This window comes from Bradyrhizobium sp. A5, from assembly GCF_042076515.1.
Lineage (GTDB): Bacteria > Pseudomonadota > Alphaproteobacteria > Rhizobiales > Xanthobacteraceae > Bradyrhizobium > Bradyrhizobium cosmicum.
This window is the reverse complement of record NZ_CP148990.1, coordinates 5,958,289-5,974,781: the sequence shown is the minus strand read 5'-3', so window position 1 is coordinate 5,974,781 and position 16,493 is coordinate 5,958,289. Positions and strand designations below refer to the sequence as shown.

The following is a 16,493-nucleotide window of genomic DNA, read 5'->3' as shown; positions in this document are numbered from 1 at the left end:
CGATCGTCCCTCCTGTGAGTTTCCAGAACGTGAGGCGCCCGTATTTTGCCTCACCGGCCATAAGGACGAAGCCAATGCGTAGCGTTAAGTCTCTCCTTGCCGCGGGTGCGGCAACCCTGATCTCGTCGATGGCGTTCGCCGCTGATATGCCGATCGCGGCGCCCCCTCCGATGTACGCGCCGGCGGCGCCGCCCGCCGATTTCGGCGGCTGGTATCTCCGCGGCGACGTCGGCATGACCAACCAGCGCGCCAAGAGCATCGACAGCGCTTTGCCGGTTGGTTATTCGAAGTCGACGGAAGGCCTCGGCTTCGACTCAGCGTCGCTGTTCGATCTCGGCGTCGGCTATCGCTTCAACAACTGGTTCCGTGCCGACGTGATCGGCCAGTACCGGGGCAAGGCCAATCTGCACGGCAGCGACAACGTCTTTGGACCCGGCTTCGTCGGCGTCAATAATTACACCGGCAGCAAGTCCGAGTGGGTCGTGATGGCCAACGCCTACGTTGACCTCGGTACCTGGTGGTGCATCACCCCGTTCATCGGCGCCGGTGTCGGCGGCTCCTACAACAAGATCAGCGGCTTCCGCGACGACGGCGTGTCGTACAGCCCGGGACTCAACAACAGCGTCGCCTACTTCGCCGACAACGGAAAGTGGAACTTCGCCTGGGCCGCTCATGCTGGTCTCGCCTACAAGGTCAATCCCGGGTTCACCGTCGAACTGGCCTACAGCTACATGAACCTCGGCGACGGGGCGCCCGGCAACTACCGCCTGTTCGACAACAGCGCGTCGGGTCCGACCTCGATCAAGGTCAAGGACATCACCTCGCACGACGTCAAGCTCGGCGTGCGCTGGGAGCTCAACAGCCCGCAGCCGGCCTACATGCCGCCGCTCGTCACCAAGGGCTGATCGTCAACTGATCGCTTAAGACATCTTAACGGCGCGGGATCATCCCGCGCCGTTTTGCTTTGCGTATTTTTCATGGTGCGACGGCGACGAAAGCGTCCGGCGCAACCATTGGTTAAGGTTAACGAGCCATGATCACGAGTGAAAGTTCGAGTTCGATGGAGCGTTGCGATGCGTAGGCTTTTATTGGCAGCGGTGATGTTTGGGATGGTGTCTGCCGCAAACGCGGCCGACCTTTCCGATCTGCCCATCTTGCGCGGCAGCTTCACCGACGGCCTGTCGAAGTCATCCCATAATTGGGACGGCTTCTATGTCGGCGGTCAGTTCGGCTTTGCCACGACCGACATCGATTTCAGTCACGCCCCGAAATCGATGACCGATTTCATGCTTCGCGACAGCATCCTTCAGGCGCCGGTCGGCGGCTGGTCGCTGCTGCCGAAAAACCACGTCCAGGCGACCGGGTTCGGCGCCTATGTGGGCCGCAACTGGCAGCTCTATGATGCCGTGATGGGCGTTGAGGCCAACTACAGCTACATGAACAATCTCACGAGCAGTGCAAGCGATTCCATGGCGAGATTGATCCCCGGCGAAACAGCCCCCACGAATCACGCCTATATTTACGATACGACGCTCGGCGGCGGCGCTACGTTGCAGCTCAAGGACTATGCGACTTTCCGAGGTCGGGTCGGATGGGCCGGTGGGGACTTCATGCCTTACGCGTTTGGCGGCCTTGCGGTCGGACGCGCCGACGTGTCGAGGTTCGCGACCGTGTCATACGTGAAATACGACGACTTTACGGACCCCGTCACCAGCGTCACGACTCGCTCGATCGCCGGCACCGGCACGATGACCCAGTCCGAGCGGCGCGCGAACAGCTTCATCTACGGATGGACTGCCGGCATCGGAATCGAATACGCGTTGCTCGACTGTGTGATCCTGCGCGGTGAATGGGAGCATGTCGGCTTCTCGAACGTGAAAGACATTACCGTCGGCCTGAACAATTTCCGCTTGGGCGCCGGCTACAAGTTCTGAGCCGCCCGCTTCCTGTTGACAGGTTCCCTGCGGCCTGATGCTCTGTCGCCCGTAAATGGGGCGGCAGAGATGCAGGTCTACGGCGATAGCAATTCCGGAAATTGTCTCAAGGTGAAGTGGGTCTGCGACAAGCTCGCGCTGCCCTACCAGTGGATCGAGATCGACACCCGCAAGGGCGAGACCCGCACGCCGCAATTCCTCAAGATGAACGGCGCTGGCCAGGTGCCGACCGTCGCATTCGACGACGGCCGCACGCTGGCGCAGTCCAATGCCATCATCCGCTATCTCGCCCGCGACAGCGCACTGATTCCGCGCGACGCTTTTGCGGCTGCCAAGATGGACGAATGGCTGTTCTGGGAGCAGTACAGCCACGAGCCCTATATCGCGGTATGCCGCTTCCAGCTGGTCTATCTCGGCAAGGATGCATCCGGGCTCGACCCCGAGAAGGTCAAGCGCGGCTATGCGGCCTTCGATTGCATGGAGCAGCATCTCGCCACGAGCCGTTTCTTTGCAGGCGATGAGGTTTCGCTCGCCGATGTCTCGCTGCTCGCCTATACCCGCCTCGCGCATGAGGGCGGCTTCGATCTCGGCCGTTATGCCGCGATCCGCCGCTGGATCGGCGAGGCCGAGGCCTCTCTCGGTCTGCCGCCAGCGCGCTGAGCTTCTCGCGCCGAGCCTGGAGTTTCCCAGATGAACGATAAGTCCGTCTCCATCCGTCCCGCACGTCGCGAGGACGTCCCTGCGATGATCGCAATGCTTGCCGACGATCATCTCGGGCGCGCCCGCGAGCGCGTGGAGGAGCCGCTGCCGCCCGTGTATTACGAGGCATTCGCGCGGGTCGAGCGCGATCCGAACCTCACGCTCGTGGTTGCGGAGAGCGAGGGCAGGGTGGTCGGCTGTCTGCAGCTGGCGGTGCTGCCGGGCATCAGCTCGCAAGGCGGCATCCGCGGCCTGCTCGAAGATGTTCGCGTCGCTTCCGACTGCCGTAGCCGCGGCATCGGCGAGCAATTGGTGCAATGGGCGGTGACTGAAGCAAAAGCGCGCGGCTGCATCCTGGTCGAACTGCTGACGCATGCGAGCCGCGTCGACGCGCAGCGCTTCTACAAGCGGCTCGGATTCACATCGAGTCATGTCGGCATGACTGTCCGCTTTTGAGGCAGCATCCAGCGGCCGTTGCGCGATCAGCGAAATCGGATCGCGCGTTCGTTCATATTAAGAGTGGGTAAACTACCCAGCCGTCGTTCACGTGGAACCAGGAACGAACGGTGCTACGTCAGCGTCTGAAAGCCGAGCTCGGTCGGTTCGGGGATTTCGATGACAAGGTATTCCATGATCAAGGTCGGCAACGACTACGTTGTCCAGGCCAACGACAAATGCATTTTGAAAGTCGGCAGCCGCCGCCGGGCCGCGCAATTGATCAGCGATGCCACGGACTTGCTGAATGCGCTTGCCGTGGTCGAATCCCCTGATATCGCACCGGAGGCGCCATCACTCGCGCGTGAGGCCCCGGAACTTCCTTGACGACTCTTCCTGTTTCCCGTATCAGCCGCGGCGGGACACCTCCCCCCAACGGGAGGCTTACTATCTGGAAGGGTAGAATATGACTGTAGCGAAGCCCGCTTCGCGGCCCAACGTGCCGCATTTCTCCTCCGGCCCCTGCGCCAAGCGCCCCGGATGGAACGCCCAAAATCTCAAAGACGCAGCGCTAGGCCGTTCGCATCGCGCGAAGGTCGGCAAGACCAAGCTCAAGCTCGCGATCGATCTGACGCGCGAAGTGCTTGAAGTGCCCGCCGATTATCGCATCGGCATCGTTCCGGCGTCGGATACCGGCGCGGTCGAGATGGCGCTGTGGTCACTGCTCGGTGCGCGCCCCGTCACCACGCTCGCGTGGGAATCTTTCGGCGAGGGCTGGGTCAGCGACATCGTCAAGGAATTGAAGCTCAAGGACGTCACCAAGCTCAACGCTGCTTACGGTGAGCTTCCCGATCTGTCGAAGGTCGATCCGAAGTCCGACGTGGTCTTCACCTGGAACGGCACCACCTCCGGCGTCCGCGTGCCGAACGCGGACTGGATCAGCGCGACCCGCGAAGGCCTGACCATTTGCGACGCTACGTCCGCCGCGTTCGCGCAGCCGCTCGACTGGCCCAAGCTCGATGTCGTCACCTTCTCCTGGCAGAAGGCGCTCGGCGGCGAAGCCGCGCACGGCATGCTGATCCTCTCGCCGCGCGCGGTGGAGCGGCTCGAGACCTACAAGCCGGCCTGGCCGCTGCCGAAGATCTTCCGCATGACCAAGGGCGGCAAGATCAACGAAGGCATCTTCGTCGGCGAGACCATCAACACGCCGTCGATGCTCTGCGTCGAGGATTACCTCGATGCGCTGAACTGGGCCAAGTCGATCGGCGGCCTCAAGGCGCTGATCGCGCGTGCTGATGCCAACACCAAGGTGCTGGCCGACTGGAAGGCGAAGACGCCCTGGATCGACTTCCTGGCCAAGGACGCCGCGATCCGCTCCAACACCTCGGTGTGCCTGAAGTTCACCGACCCCGCACTCACCTCGCTCTCGGACGACGCGCAGGCCGACTTTTCCAAGAAGCTGGTCGCGCTGGTCGAGAAGGAAGGCGCCGGCTACGACTTCGCGTACTACCGCGACGCGCCGGCCGGCCTGCGCATCTGGTGTGGCGCGACCGTCGAGGCGAAGGACGTCGAACTGCTGACACAGTGGATCGACTGGGCTTTTGCCGAGACCAAGGCCGCGCTGGCCAAGGCGGCTTGATTTCTGACCCTCCCCTGGAGGGGGAGGGTCGACGCACCGCGAGGTGCGGCGGGGTGGGGTGATCTCTCCACACGGCGCACCGGCGATTTGCTTTTTTTGCAGCTTCACCCCACCCCGGCGCTGCGCGCCGACCCTCCCCTCCAGGGGAGGTGTGAAGGACACATTCCCATGACCAAACCCAAAGTTCTCATTTCCGACGCGCTCTCTCCCGCCGCCGTGCAGATTTTCAAGGATCGCGGCATCGAAGTCGACTTCCAGCCCAACCTCGGCAAGGACAAGGACAAGCTTGCCGAGATCATCGGCAATTACGACGGCCTTGCGATCCGCTCCGCGACCAAGGCGACCGCCAAGATCCTGGAGAAAGCGGCGAAACTGAAGGTGATCGGCCGCGCCGGCATCGGCGTCGACAACGTCGAGATCCCGGCGGCGACGGCCAAGGGCATCATCGTGATGAACACGCCGTTCGGCAATTCGATCACGACCGCCGAGCACGCCATCACCCTGATGCTGGCGCTGGCCCGCGAGATCCCGCAGGCCGACGCCTCGACCCAGGCCGGCAAGTGGGAGAAGAACCGCTTCATGGGCGTCGAGATCACCGGCAAGGTGTTAGGGGTGGTCGGCTGCGGCAACATCGGCTCGATCGTGGCCGATCGCGGGCTCGGCCTGCGCATGAAGGTGATCGCGTTCGATCCGTTCCTGTCGCCGGAGCGCGCCAAGGATATCGGCGTCGAGAAGGTCGAGCTCGATGACCTGCTCAAGCGCGCCGATTTCATTACGCTGCACACCCCGCTCACCGACAAGACCAGGAACATCATCGACGCAGCCGCCATTGCCAAGATGAAGAAGGGCGTGCGCCTGATCAACTGCGCCCGCGGCGGCCTCGTCGACGAGCAGGCGGTGGTCGATGCGCTCAACTCCAAGCACATTGCGGGTGCCGCCTTCGACGTCTTCGTCGAGGAGCCTGCCACGTCGAACGTGCTGTTCGGCCATCCCAACGTGATCTGCACGCCGCATCTCGGCGCCTCCACCACCGAAGCGCAGGAGAACGTCGCGCTCCAGGTCGCCGAGCAGATGTCGGATTATCTGCTTACCGGCGCGATCTCGAACGCTGTCAATTTCCCCTCGATCACGGCGGAAGAGGCGCCGAAGCTGAAGCCGTTCATCGCGCTCGCCGAGAAGCTCGGCTCGTTCGCCGGCCAGCTCACCGAGAGCGGCATTCTCAAGGTGCAGATCACCTATGAGGGCCACGTCGCCGAGATGAAGATCAAGGCGATCACCTCCGCTGTGCTGTCCGGCCTGCTGCGGCCGATGCTGGGCGAGATCAACGTGGTCTCGGCGCCGGTCATCGCCAAGGAGCGCGGCATGGAGATCGACGAGATTGTGCGCGCCGCCCAGAGCGACTATGAGAGCCTGATCACCGTCACTGTCACCACCGAGCGGCAGGAACGGTCGGTCTCGGGCACCGTCTATGCCGACGGCAAGCCGCGCCTCGTCGACATCAAGGGCATCCGCGTCGATGCCGAGTTCGGCAAGTCGATGATCTACGTGACCAACGAGGACAAGCCGGGCTTCATCGGGAAGTTCGCCAGCCTGCTCGGCGACGCCAGGATCAACATCGCGACCTTCCATCTCGGCCGCGTCGCGCCGGGCTCCGATGCCATCGCGCTGATCGAGGTCGACGGCGCGGTGCCGGCGGACCTGCTTGCCAAGGTGCAGGCCCTGCCGCAGGTCAAGCAGGTCAAGGCGCTGACGTTCTGAGGACCGTCAATCCGGCGCTTACGCGCTTCGGAATGACGGGCATCATATCATAAATTCCGACATGCGGAACAAGAGCGCCGCCCTCCCGAGAGGGCGGCGTTTTTGTTGACGCAGCGCCGCGCTTTATTCTTCCCGTGGCCGCCCAACTTTGTGTACCAATGGCGCCGAGAACACCTTCGTTCCAACGCCTCCGTACCACTGTTCGAAAGGGAGAAAACAATGCGTGAAGCCGTCATCGTTTCCTACGCGCGCACGGGCCTCGCCAAGTCCGGCCGCGGCGGGTTCAACATCACCCCGCCGATGTCGCTGGCGGCCCACGCCATCCACCACGCGGTGGACCGCGCCGGCGTCGAGAAGGACTATGTCGAGGATTGCTACCTCGGCAATTGCGCCCATGGCGCGCCGAACATCGGCCGCCAGGCCGCGCTGCTCGCGGGTCTTCCCAAGTCGACCGGCGGCGTCTCGGTGAACCGCTTCTGCTCGTCGGGCCTGCAGACCATCGCGATGGCCGCCAATTCGATCCGTTCGGACGGCGCCGAGTGCATCGTCGCCGGCGGCGTCGAGAGCATTTCGATGCCGGGCGGCGCGACGGCGAAGGAGACGGTCGATCCCGAACTGCTCAAGGTCGCGCCCGACATCTTCATGGCGATGATCGACACCGCCGACATCGTCGCCGAGCGCTACAAGCTCAGCCGCGAATACCAGGACGAATATTCGCTGGAGTCGCAGCGCCGCATGGCGGCCGCACAGCAGGCCGGCAAGTTCAAGGACGAGATCGTCCCGATGAAGACGAAGATGAAAGTCGTCGACAAGGCGACCAAGGCGGAGAGCATCGTCGACTACGTCGTCGACCGCGACGAGTGCAACCGTCCCGAGACCACGCTGGAGGGGCTCGCCAAGCTCGAGCCGGTGAGGGGCCCCGGCAAGTTCGTCACCGCCGGCAATGCCAGCCAGCTCTCCGACGGCGCTGCCGCCGTGGTGCTGATGGAAGCCAAGGACGCCGAGAAGCGCGGCCTCAAGCCGCTCGGCCGCTTCGTCGCCTGGGCGGCGGCGGGCTGCGAGCCCGACGAGATGGGCATCGGCCCGATCTTCGCCGTGCCGAAGCTGCTCAAGCGTCACGGCCTCAAGATCGACGACATCGATCTGTGGGAGCTCAACGAGGCCTTCGCCAGCCAGTGCCTCTACTCGCGCGACAAGCTCGGCATCGATCCCGCCAAGTACAACGTCAACGGCGGCTCGATCGCGATCGGCCATCCCTTCGGCATGACCGGCGCGCGTCTCACCGGCCACATCCTCCAGGAAGGTGCGCGCCGCAAGGCGAAGTGGGGCGTGGTGACCATGTGCATCGGCGGCGGCCAGGGCGGCGCCGGCCTGTTCGAGATCTACAGCTGAGGCGATTGTCCGACTGAATGCGACGGGGCACGGCGAAAGCCGTGCCCTTTTTGATTGGGCCGCACGTGCTTGCGAGCAACGAGGTGCGCTCCCTCCCCCGCTTGCGGGGGAGGGCTGGGGAGAGGGTGTCTCCACAGTCGAGAACCCCCAAGAGGAGAGAGCCTTCACCCGCGCCTTCGGCGCGACCTCTCCCGCGAACGGCAGAGGTCAGGCGAGCCCGCGGCCGGATCGAGTCAACCGATACGCCTACGCCCCTGCCACCACCGGCGAAAACACCACTTCGATCAGCGTGCCGGTGTTGGCCGTGCTCTTGATGTTGAACCGGGCGCGGTTGGCTTCGACCAGCGCTTTGGTCAGCGACAGGCTCAGCGCCGAGCTGTCCGAGGCGTCGCCGGGCGGCGGCGTGCGGAACGGCTCCATCGCGGCGGCGACCTCGCGCTCGGTGAGGCCATGGCCGGTGTCGCGGATGCGCAGTGCGATCTCGCCGCGGTCGGACAGCGCGGTCGAGACGATGACCTGGCCGCCGGCGCTGGCGAGCCGGATCGAGTTCGAGATCAGATTCATGGTGATCTGCCGCATCGCGCGCGCGTCCACCGTGACCTGCGGCAGCGCATGCGCGAGCGAGGTGCGGATGATGATGCGCTCGCGATTGGCCTGCGGCTGCATCACCACGACGCAGGCTTCGACCAGGTCGTTGAGGTTGAGGTTGGCGAAGTTGAGGTCGAGCTGGCCGGTCTCGATCCGCGACAGCTCCAGCAGATCGTCGATGATGGTGATGACGCGCTCGCCGGAGGCGCGGATGTCCTTCATATATTCGCCGTAGCGCTCGTTGCCGAGCGTGCCGAAGCGTTCGGAGATCATCACCTCGGCAAAGCCGATGATGGCGTTGAGCGGCGTGCGGATCTCGTGGCTGATCCGCGCCAGCATGTCGGCCTTGGCGTTGGCGGCGCCGTCGGCGAGGCGCCGCGCGCTCCTCAGCTCGCTCTCGCCCTTCTTGCTCTGCGACAGATCGCGGAACACGGCGAAGAAGTTCGGGCCGTCGGGCCGCGTGCGGCCCATGATCATGGCGAGCGGAATCACGCCGCCCTTCTTCTCGCGGCCGAGCACCTCGCGGCCGTGGTCGAGCAGGCTCGCGATGTCCTGGCTCTTGAGGTTTTCCAGATAGTCGATGACGACATGCTGGCTCTCCGGCGCGAACAGCGTCACCAGATTGTGCTGCATCAGCGTTTCGCCGTCATAGCCGAACAGCGCTTCCGCGCTGCGGTTGCAGGCGTGGATGTTGCCTTCGGCATCGAACATCACGATGCCCTCGGCCGTGGTGTCGAGGATCGCGGCGAGATCCTCCGCATCCGCGTCGCCGGCCTCGGTCTCCGGCTCGAGCTCGGGCGCGTAAGGGAAGGACTCCGCGACGATCAGCTCGGCGGTAACCGGCGGCGCGAGAACAGGCGCGGCTTGCGGCAGCGCGCAGATCAGCGCATGCGCGCTCTCGCCGTCCCAGTCGATCGTGTGCAGGTGCGCTTCGGTGGTCGCCAGCGGCTCTTCGCCGTTGGGAAGCGTCGCGCTGATCGTCACCGGCGTGCCGGCCTGCGACGTGCTGCTGATTGGGGACACGCCCGGCTCGACATAGAGCGCGTCGAGCCCGCCGGCATCCTCCAGCGCGCTGATGTTGGCGTAGCCCATGCGCGCGAGGAAGGCGGGGTTGGCGTAGAGCAGGCGGTCGAGCCGGTAGATCAGCATGCCCGTCGGCACCAGGTCGAGCAGCGCGCGGTCGCGCGTGCTGTGGCCGTGCGCGGGCGGCGCGGGCTCGGTCAGCCACTCGGCCGGCGCGTGCGGCAGCTCGGGCTCGGGCATCGGCGGTTCGGGTGTGGTCTCCGCAGCCGGTGGCTCGACGGTGACTGCCGCGATCGTCTCGTGTTCGCGCTCGAGCCGCTCGGACAATTGCCGGGCGAGCTCGTTGAACGCGCTGTTCTCGACCGGCGTCAGCGTCGGCGACCGCTGATCACTGGGTGATCTCGCATCGCCGGCTGGGCGGAATTGCACGACGTTGGGAGGCGTTTCCACGGGCGTTTCCGGTTCGGGTTTGTGTGAATTCGCTTCTGGGACGGGCTCGGGCAGTTCAGGCTCGGATGTCGGCTCAGGCTCGGGTGCGGGCGGCTCGGCCGGCGGAGGCGGGGCCTCCGCCACGGGCTCAGGCTCGGGTTTGTCGTCAGGTTTCTCTTCAGGCTTGGGCTCGACGACATCGGCCGACAGGCTCTGCGGCGCGTGCGGTTCGACCAACAGCTCATAGCGGCGGAGCGCTTCGAGCCGGTTGAGGCCGTCGAGATCGCGGCAGACGCCAAAGCCCCTGAAGCCCGCAAAATTGCGATTCCGGTCGTAGACCGGCAGGCCCGCCAGCTCGACCGGCAGATGCTCGCCGCCGTCGGCCGGCCAGTTCACGGTGATCCCGGCCCAGGTGTCGTGGCTTTCGAGCGCCTGCGCGACGCGGCCTTCGGGATCGAGCGAAAATTCATTGGCGATCTCGCGCCAGGGACGGCCGAAACCGGCCGCCGTGTGCGCGCCCATCAGGCGGATGAACTCGTCCGAGCCGAGCACGAAGCGGCCCTCCGCATCCATCTGCCACAGGAAGCGCAGCGGATGCTGGCGCGGTGCAGGCGGCTCCGCTGACGGCGGTTCGACCATGCCGGATGTGATCGGCGCGGCCTGCGGCGGGACAATGGCTTCGGCCAAGTTTTCAACCGGAGAATCTTGCGCGGCCTCGCTCGCCTCGACAGCCTCTGCGGTATCAGGCGCCGTCTCCCGCACCGGCGGCTCAGGCGCGGGTGCGATCGCCTCAGTGGGGGCGGGCGTTTCGACCGGCTCGGCGAACGGGTCGAACAGTGTGATCCCGCCGTCAGCCTCGTCCGAGGACGGCGCCTCGACGCTGTCAGGCGCGTGATGAACCTGCGCCTCAGGCGCGGCCTCCGCTGGGCTCTCGGAAGCCTCCGCGGCAGGCGCGGCGTGCGCGGCCGCAGGCTCGATCAGCGCGACCAGTCCGATATCGGCGCCCGTGCCGACCCGTTGCAGCACCATCTGGCCGATGCCGATCGGCGTCTCGACGCGGCCTTCGCGCAGCGCATCGCTGCGCGCCTGTTCGAGCCCGGCCTCGCCGAGATCGCGGAAGCCGAGCAGGGCGCGCGCGGCTTCGCTGGCGCCGGCAAACATGCCGTCGGGCCCGAACGCCGCCATCGGCACCGTGGCGCCGTCGACGAGGCGATGCAGCCGCTCGATCAGCGGCATGGTGCGCAAGGCAGGGTCCATCGCGGTGACCAGCACGGCACGGCTGCCATCGGCAAACTCGAGCCGCGCGCAGCCGCAGGTCATCAGCGTGCCGAGCCGCGCGCCGAAGCCGCGCAGCCGTTCCAGTCTCATCGCACCGTTGGCGGGCAGCTGCAGGGCGAGCCGGACGATCTGGCGGCGATGGCTGTCGGCGGGGCCGAAGGTCTTGTTCGCCAGCACCGAAGCATTGGCTGCGCCGAACAGTTTTGCGCCGACCGGATTGGCCCAGAGCACGCGCGTGCCGTCGATCGACCAGAGCCAGGCGGGCAGGGATGAGGTCGCGTGCACGGCCAGCCGCGGATCGCCGACGCCTCGCAACTGGAAATCCGAACTTGTCATCCGACCGGCTTGTATCTCGCTGCCATGTTTCAGCAGATCAGGCTGCCGGGAATGACAGCCTTAAGAAAGGGTTAGTATCGCCCGCCCCCGCGGGCAGGTCCACGGCCCCGGTCTACAGGGGAGCTCCTAAAGCCGCGATAACCTTAATCCCTCCGCCCCCGCAAGCCGCAGCCGGGCGGCATCCGCAGGATTCGGCTGGGTCGATGTCAGTCACAGGTGCCCATCCTCCCCTGGAGGGGGAGGATCGGTTCGCACGGAGCGAAGCGACATGCGAACCGAGGTGGGGTGACAGTCTCCCCAGGGAAGCGGTGCCCGAGTGGAGAGATCACCCCACCCCGCTCGCGCTGCGCGTGATCGACCCCCGAGCGAGCCACGCTCGTCTCGCCCCCTCCAGGGAGGGTAAGCACCTCAACCCCCGGTTCCCCCAACCCGGAACCTCACCCTCCCCGAGATTAAATTTCGCGCCGCACCCCCGCATCGCGTTGCGCTGCACAATGTTGACATGTTAGGCAGCGATACTACCGGGCGTTGGGCGAGCCGTTTTGTTTCGCGTATCCGGTCACCGCACCGCTGAATGCAGGCCCAGATTGGGGCCCGGCGGGCGCGCCAGAAGGCTCACCCCATTTTCAATTAGAGTGAGGGACAACCATGTCAGGTGCGACTGATCCATTCTCCGCCTCCGTCATTCCGTTCGAGGTTCCGGAGCAGGTGCGTGCGTTCGCCGAAAAGGGCGTTTCGCAGGCCCGTGAAAACTACGCCAAGTTCAAGGACGCCGCCGAGAGCCATAACGGCACCGTCGAGGCCGTCTTCTCCTCCGCCCACAAGGGCGCGAGCGAATACGCCGCCAAGGTGATGGAGTTCATGAAGGCGAACACCACCGCCCAGCTGGAGTTCACCCAGCAGCTGTTCAGCGTGAAGTCGCCCCAGGACGCGTTCGCGCTGTGGACCGGCCATTCCAAGACGCAGCTCGAGACCTTCCAGGCCCAGGCCAAGGAGCTCGCCGAGATCGCCCAGCGCACGGCCACCGCCGCCGCCGAGCCGATCAAGGCCAGCGCCGCAAAACTCTACCCGCCCGCCGCCTGAGCGGATCGGGTCTGAAATGATCAAGAAACCCGGGCACAGTGCCCGGGTTTTGCTTTGGAAATAACGTTGTTCGAGGCGCGATTTCAGGGTTTTGCGGCCTTGCCAAAAACGGCCGTTGCACCTAGTTTCCGCCCCGTCCAGCCCCCTTAGGTCGACGGCCCGTTCAGGCGCCCAAGGCGGCTCGCAAGGATGCAGTTGTAGCTCAGTTGGTTAGAGCGCCTGTCTGTGGAACAGGAGGTCGGTGGTTCGAGCCCACCCAACTGTACCACTTCAGTTGAATTGCCCCACATTCTCAGCATCTTACTGATAAGCCAGACGTATTTGCGCCTTCAAAAATACAAAAGGCGCTACAAATGGCTCTGCGGATGGTCGCGTTAAATCGGCTGAAGAACGGTAGATGGTTTGCTCGGAAAGGCATCCCGGTAGATGTGCAAGACGAGTACGAGCGGCTCTACGAAGCGCGCTGGGAAGCGCAACTGAGACTGCCGGGAGACACGCCTCGCCACGAAGCAAAGGTGCGGCTTGGTGAGTGGGAAGCCGAGATTGAAACTCGCATCGCCACGCTGCGCGCCCAGCGGAATGGTGCGGGCCAGCCTCTCACTAGGCTCAACGCCATTGCTCTCGCAGGCCGATGGTACAAATGGTTCGTCAGTCAACACGAGGACGATCCCGGTCCAGCCAAGCGCTGGAAGGAAATGATCGACCATCTCGTGTGGAATGTGATCTATCCCGAGGCACCCGAAAGCTACCACGAGAACCCCAAGGCTGATCCTCACTGGGAATGGCAAAAGGAGCCCGAAGTTCGGGAAGCAGTGAGGCCGCAGGTTGCCGAGTTGGCGCGTGTGGCGACATTTCTTGCCAGCGAGGGTAAGGCGCTGAACGCCACTGCCTATGCGCTCTTTGTGGATGCTGTTAGCGACAATCTCTTGCCCGCCATGACGTTGCTCGAACGGCGCGCCAACGGCGACTACTCCCGAGACGATACTCCGGATAGCTTCCCAGCGTTAACCGATGGGCCGACGCGAGGCACAGGCATCAGTTCTTGGGATTTGTTCGAAGCATTCGTAAAGGCCCTTAAGCCCGCAGACAACACCGTGCAGCGTTGGCGAGCCGTGTTCCTTGAGATGCAGCGGCATTTTGCGGATGTCGGTGCCGATGGGATCAGCGAGGATGCTGCGCGTGCATGGGTGAGAGGCTTGGTCACCGAAGAGCGTTCAGCGACAACCGTGCGTGAAGTGTGGCTTTCGTCGTCGCGTCGGGTGTTCGGTTGGGGCGCGGAGCACAAGCACGTGAGAAAGAACCCGTTCGCCGACATCAAGGTGGATGTCCCAAGGAAATCGCGAAGCCGCGAAACAAAGGCTTTCACCGAGGAAGAAGCGCGCACGATCCTGAAGGCCGCTTTGGTCATCAAGGACCCCAAGACGCCTTTGGACCGAGCGAAACGCTGGGTGCCTTGGCTCTGTGCTTACTCAGGGGCACGTGCAGGTGAGGTCACTCAGCTTCGTGGAGAGGACGTAGAGAAGCGGGGCAGCTTCCATTTCATGAAGCTCATGCCAGATGCGGGCACGATCAAGACGCGGAAGACGCGTGTTGTGCCACTCCATGAGCATCTGATCGCCCAAGGCTTCCTCGAAATGGTCGGCTCGGTTGGGAAGGGCGCGCTATTTTACGACGATAAGACACCGCACCGGGCCAGCAGCGATCCAATGAACCCCAGTCGGAGCAGAGCGGGCAACGTGCGCGGAGATTTGGCGGAATGGGTACGAGAGCAAGGCGTGACCGACCCTGAACTGAGCCCGACGCACGCGTGGAGGCATACATTTAAGCAGATTGCCGAGCGCGTAGGGATCACGGAGAAAGTGCACGACGCCATCACGGGCCACGCCCCGGCCAGCGAAGGAAGGAAGTACGGACAGCCAACCGCTGAAGACATGGCCAACGCGCTGAAGAAGTTTGCACGCTACAAGTTGGATTGAGCACGATGACAGAGAACTCGGATAACTGGGAGCCGCAGGAACGCCCCGCATGGCAACCGAAGACGCCACGGGAGGAACGCGAAGCGCTCGACAACGCGCCCTTAGCTACTCTGCGTGCAACACCAGCAACACCAAACGCCTTCATGCTCATGGGCCATTTGGCCGAGCGCTATCCGAGGCCGCAATCGGCGAAGGGAAAGGCGTACGCGCGCCGCAAGACGCTGGTCGACTATGCGAACGCGGTAGGCGCATTTGTCGCCGATCTGCTGGCTGCAGTCGCGCGTGATCGGAGCGAGGGGTGGGTCATGTGCTCACATGACAAGGGCGACTACACCGGCCAATACGTCACATGGCGCATGTTCGACGGTGTTCGGACGGCGTGGCTTGAGGCGGGCCTGATAGAGCATAAGCCGGGTTATCCAGGCAGGCTGGCGTTCGGCAACCCAGGGCCAACCTCGGGCAAGCTGACGCGGTATCGTGCCAAGACGAGGCTCTTGGAGATTGCTGCGGAGCACGGCATCACTCCGGCCAACGTGCTCGAACACTTCAGGTTCGAGTTCGTGATGCCTTCCGAACTGATCAGGCTCACTGCGCCTCCCAAGCCGACACCGGACACACCGAGCGTCGCTAAGCTGCGCAGTGATGTCGCCGAACTGAACGCGTTCTTCGCCAAGCAGACGCTTACACATCCGACGATTAAGCACCTCGGGTGGATACGAATGTTCCATGGGTACACCGAGGGTTACAGATGGAATAAGGGCGGTCGCCTCTATTCTCAGCCTCAAGGGCCGGCCTGCTACCAGAACCTGCCAGAGACTTCCTCGGAGGCGGGTCTGCCTACACGGCTGCAGATGCGTATCAATGGCGAACGCGTTGTAGAGGTCGACATAGCATCCTCGTACCTCACCATCTTCTACGCGCTTTGTGATCAGCAACTGGATAGCAATGAAGATGCCTACGCAAGCATCCTTGGGCCAACAGCACTCGACAGGCACGTAGCGAAATTCTGGATTAACGCGTCGTTCGGCAACAGCAAGCTGCTTAGCAAGTGGAGCAAGGACGTGAAGCGAACACTAGAATTGCAACTTGCCAAAAAGGGGCTGTCAGGTTTCGATCCCAAGCTCTATCCGATGAATAGGATCAAGGAGAAGGTGCTAGAGCGCCACCCCCTACTCGCTCGCTGGGGCGGTGAAATCAGAGGTCGTGTGCGAGACTACGGTGACCTAATGTACATCGAGAGCGAAGCAATTATCGGCGCAATGCTGACGCTGATGCGCGATCACAAAGTACCGAGCTTGCCTGTACACGACAGCCTCATCGTTCCGGTGTCGAAGTTCAAACTGGCTAAGGAAGCTCTCATCCATCACTTCCGCAAGCAGACCGGAGTAGTGCCGAGACTGGACCCTGAGGAAGACCCAGAGGTCTAGTAAAGGACCTGTGCCCTTGAGCACCCGTGAGACTACAGGACGGGTGTATCTCGGTGATGGTTGATAATGATGGTCTATCCCCGGCGAGGCACTAGGCCATAACGTAGAACAAATGTTGAGAGTGCCGGGTCTGGTATTGATGTGGCATCAATGTGGCTGGGCGGCCGTGACAAAGCGGATGGGGCGCATTCAGCCGCGTGCGTCTCTCTTGCCTCATGGAGGCCCGTAGGATCCCGAGGGACTTGTTTGGGCCAGCCCGAGCCGCGGGCCCACGCCTTAGCAAGTCGCACCAGTAAGTTCCGTAGAGGCTCCTGAGGGCACCTAGGGCCCGCATCTCAACTCGGTCTCGTTAGGCACCATCGGTCTTTGGGGGCATGGTTAGGCTCGTGATTGCGAACCGAGTGGATCGCAGGCGGTCACGTCACCTGCAACGTCCAATGCCTCAACGGCGGCTGCAAACGCACCGTGGACTTTAGGCTCGACAGGTTTCCCTTGG

At 63.7% G+C, this 16,493-nt stretch carries 12 protein-coding genes and 1 tRNA gene; 12 read left to right on the top strand and 1 reads right to left on the bottom strand.

The genetic code is table 11. The features are described 5' to 3' along the window. The first annotated feature begins 74 nt into the window (after positions 1–74). From WHZ77_RS28355 to WHZ77_RS28320, 8 genes are all read left to right on the top strand, one after another. Positions 75–905, top strand: coding sequence for an outer membrane protein (locus WHZ77_RS28355; RefSeq protein ID WP_375310969.1), 831 nt, complete (start codon positions 75–77; stop codon positions 903–905). Positions 906–1,109: 204 nt separating this feature from the next. Next, positions 1,110–1,934 (top strand): outer membrane protein, encoded by an 825-nt coding sequence (locus WHZ77_RS28350; RefSeq protein ID WP_375310968.1) that lies wholly within the window; start codon positions 1,110–1,112, stop codon positions 1,932–1,934. A gap of 69 nt (positions 1,935–2,003) precedes the next feature. Continuing rightward, positions 2,004–2,594, top strand: coding sequence for a glutathione S-transferase family protein (locus tag WHZ77_RS28345; protein WP_375310967.1), 591 nt, complete (start codon positions 2,004–2,006; stop codon positions 2,592–2,594). Between the two features lie 30 nt (positions 2,595–2,624). Next, positions 2,625–3,089, top strand: a complete 465-nt coding sequence (locus WHZ77_RS28340; RefSeq protein ID WP_375310966.1) for a GNAT family N-acetyltransferase — start codon at positions 2,625–2,627, stop codon at positions 3,087–3,089. 174 nt (positions 3,090–3,263) lie between these two features. Further along, positions 3,264–3,455, top strand: a complete 192-nt coding sequence (locus tag WHZ77_RS28335; RefSeq protein WP_249128802.1) for a hypothetical protein — start codon at positions 3,264–3,266, stop codon at positions 3,453–3,455. Positions 3,456–3,534: 79 nt separating this feature from the next. Further along, entirely contained in the window at positions 3,535–4,707 is a 1,173-nt protein-coding gene (locus tag WHZ77_RS28330; RefSeq protein WP_375310965.1) for a phosphoserine transaminase, read from the top strand. Between the two features lie 168 nt (positions 4,708–4,875). Then, positions 4,876–6,465, top strand: coding sequence for a phosphoglycerate dehydrogenase (gene serA, locus WHZ77_RS28325; protein ID WP_375310964.1), 1,590 nt, complete (start codon positions 4,876–4,878; stop codon positions 6,463–6,465). Positions 6,466–6,684: 219 nt separating this feature from the next. After that, positions 6,685–7,857, top strand: coding sequence for a thiolase family protein (locus tag WHZ77_RS28320; RefSeq protein WP_375310963.1), 1,173 nt, complete (start codon positions 6,685–6,687; stop codon positions 7,855–7,857). A gap of 246 nt (positions 7,858–8,103) precedes the next feature. Here WHZ77_RS28320 and WHZ77_RS28315 read toward each other — a convergent pair whose 3' ends face one another. Then, positions 8,104–11,511: a PAS domain S-box protein gene (locus WHZ77_RS28315; RefSeq protein WP_375310962.1), complete on the bottom strand. Its 3,408-nt coding sequence runs from the start codon at positions 11,509–11,511 to the stop codon at positions 8,104–8,106. A 648-nt stretch (positions 11,512–12,159) separates the two neighbouring features. On the opposite strand from WHZ77_RS28315, the gene WHZ77_RS28310 reads away from it, so the two are divergent. From WHZ77_RS28310 to WHZ77_RS28295, 4 genes are all read left to right on the top strand, one after another. Next, entirely contained in the window at positions 12,160–12,594 is a 435-nt protein-coding gene (locus WHZ77_RS28310; protein ID WP_375310961.1) for a phasin, read from the top strand. Positions 12,595–12,785: 191 nt separating this feature from the next. Then, a tRNA-His gene (locus WHZ77_RS28305) sits at positions 12,786–12,862 on the top strand. A gap of 85 nt (positions 12,863–12,947) precedes the next feature. Next, entirely contained in the window at positions 12,948–14,570 is a 1,623-nt protein-coding gene (locus tag WHZ77_RS28300; RefSeq protein ID WP_375310960.1) for a tyrosine-type recombinase/integrase, read from the top strand. 5 nt (positions 14,571–14,575) lie between these two features. Beyond that, positions 14,576–15,997 (top strand): hypothetical protein, encoded by a 1,422-nt coding sequence (locus tag WHZ77_RS28295; protein WP_375310959.1) that lies wholly within the window; start codon positions 14,576–14,578, stop codon positions 15,995–15,997. Positions 15,998–16,493 lie beyond the last annotated feature (496 nt).

What these genes read in the sequence shown, in the direction of transcription:
- WHZ77_RS28300 (WP_375310960.1), top strand. Translation starts at nt 12,948, where the DNA reads ATGGCTCTGCGGATGGTCGCGTTAAATCGGCTGAAGAACGGTAGATGG.
- WHZ77_RS28335 (WP_249128802.1), top strand. Translation starts at nt 3,264, where the DNA reads ATGATCAAGGTCGGCAACGACTACGTTGTCCAGGCCAACGACAAATGC.
- WHZ77_RS28315 (WP_375310962.1), bottom strand. Translation starts at nt 11,511, where the DNA reads ATGACAAGTTCGGATTTCCAGTTGCGAGGCGTCGGCGATCCGCGGCTG.
- serA (WP_375310964.1), top strand. Translation starts at nt 4,876, where the DNA reads ATGACCAAACCCAAAGTTCTCATTTCCGACGCGCTCTCTCCCGCCGCC.
- WHZ77_RS28350 (WP_375310968.1), top strand. Translation starts at nt 1,110, where the DNA reads ATGGTGTCTGCCGCAAACGCGGCCGACCTTTCCGATCTGCCCATCTTG.
- WHZ77_RS28340 (WP_375310966.1), top strand. Translation starts at nt 2,625, where the DNA reads ATGAACGATAAGTCCGTCTCCATCCGTCCCGCACGTCGCGAGGACGTC.
- WHZ77_RS28320 (WP_375310963.1), top strand. Translation starts at nt 6,685, where the DNA reads ATGCGTGAAGCCGTCATCGTTTCCTACGCGCGCACGGGCCTCGCCAAG.
- WHZ77_RS28310 (WP_375310961.1), top strand. Translation starts at nt 12,160, where the DNA reads ATGTCAGGTGCGACTGATCCATTCTCCGCCTCCGTCATTCCGTTCGAG.
- WHZ77_RS28295 (WP_375310959.1), top strand. Translation starts at nt 14,576, where the DNA reads ATGACAGAGAACTCGGATAACTGGGAGCCGCAGGAACGCCCCGCATGG.
- WHZ77_RS28345 (WP_375310967.1), top strand. Translation starts at nt 2,004, where the DNA reads ATGCAGGTCTACGGCGATAGCAATTCCGGAAATTGTCTCAAGGTGAAG.
- WHZ77_RS28330 (WP_375310965.1), top strand. Translation starts at nt 3,535, where the DNA reads ATGACTGTAGCGAAGCCCGCTTCGCGGCCCAACGTGCCGCATTTCTCC.
- WHZ77_RS28355 (WP_375310969.1), top strand. Translation starts at nt 75, where the DNA reads ATGCGTAGCGTTAAGTCTCTCCTTGCCGCGGGTGCGGCAACCCTGATC.